The 1,246-nt window shown below is 64.6% G+C and carries 2 protein-coding genes; one reads left to right on the forward strand and one right to left on the reverse strand.

Annotated elements, in window-relative coordinates:
* The coding region (locus EOA75_RS32965; RefSeq protein WP_127326150.1) for a LysR family transcriptional regulator at positions 1-898 on the reverse strand (898 nt) is incomplete at its 3' end.
* Between the two features lie 106 nt (positions 899-1,004).
* On the opposite strand from EOA75_RS32965, the gene EOA75_RS32970 reads away from it, so the two are divergent.
* Positions 1,005-1,246, forward strand: a 242-nt coding sequence (locus EOA75_RS32970; protein ID WP_206517124.1) for an acyl-CoA dehydrogenase family protein, incomplete at its 3' end; no start/stop codon positions are given.

Here is a 1,246-nt window from a genome sequence, read left to right on the forward strand (position 1 = left end):
CAGCCGGCTCCTTCTCAACCTGGCCCCGCAGCCAGTCGCGAAAGCTGGCAACCGGCGGATGGCCGCGCTTGGCGTGCGGCACGACGAGATAATAGGCACTGCGGCTCTGCATCGGCTTGCCCGGCGCCGGCGCCAACTGGTCACGCTGCAATTCTCCGGCGATCAGGATCTGCGGCAGCAGCGCCACGCCGAGCCCTGCCATGCAGGCCTGCGCGACCGTACCGAACTGCTCGAACTGCATGCCGGGACCGGTCGGCGCGTCGAGCTCCTGATGCTCGAACCATTCGCTCCAGGCGTCGGGACGCGTTGCCATGTGCAGCAACGGCAGGCGGCCGATATCGGCCGGCGTCGCGACCTTCCGCTGCGCCAGGAATTCGGGCGCGGCGACCGGCATCACGGTCTCGCGCATCAAAAGCGTGCAATCAGCGTCCGGCCAATCAGGCATGCCGTGGTGGATTGCGGCGTCGAGCCGCTCGCGCGCGAAGTCGAAGCGGCCAATGCGCGTGGCGAAATTGATCGTGATGTCCGGATGACGGGCGACGAAATCCGGAATGAGCGGCATCAGCCAGCGCGTGCCGAAGGTCGGCAGGATGGCAAGGTTGAGAACACCGCTATGCCGATTGCTCATCAATCCAAGCGCCGCATCGCGCAACTGCGCGAGTGCTGAGCGCACCGCGCCGGCGTAGATTTCGCCCGCCGTGGACAGCCTGACATTGCGGCTGTCGCGTTCGAAAAGCCGGCGCCCGAACTGCTCTTCCAGCAGATTGATCTGCCGGCTGACGGCACCTTGCGTGAGATCGAGCTCGCGGGCCGCGGCGGTGAAGGAGCCGAGACGCGCCACCGCCTCGAAGGCGGCAAGCGCGCTGATGCTTGGCAAGAGGCGGCGCTGGACGTTCATGACCTATTACTATCGCTCATTGATGCTTGATGCAATTTCGTTTGATTTTTTCCAGATGGAGGCGGATAAGCCGGGCCATCCAAGATTTTACCGGGAGACCCACCTCATGGCCGCCGAGAAGAACACCTTCGTCTGGAACGATCCCTTCCTGATCGAGGACCAGCTTTCCGAAGACGAGCGGATGGTGCGCGACGGCGCAGCGGCGTTCGCCGCCGACAAGCTGGCGCCCCGCATCGAGGAAGCCTATGCCGATGAGAAAACCGATCCCTCGATCTTCCGCGAGATGGGCGAGGCGGGCCTGCTCGGCATCACCATTCCAGAGGAATATGGCGGGGTCCGGGGCCAACA

It is taken from the genome of Mesorhizobium sp. M1A.F.Ca.IN.022.07.1.1 (genome assembly GCF_003997575.1).
Classification (GTDB): Bacteria; Pseudomonadota; Alphaproteobacteria; order Rhizobiales; family Rhizobiaceae; genus Mesorhizobium.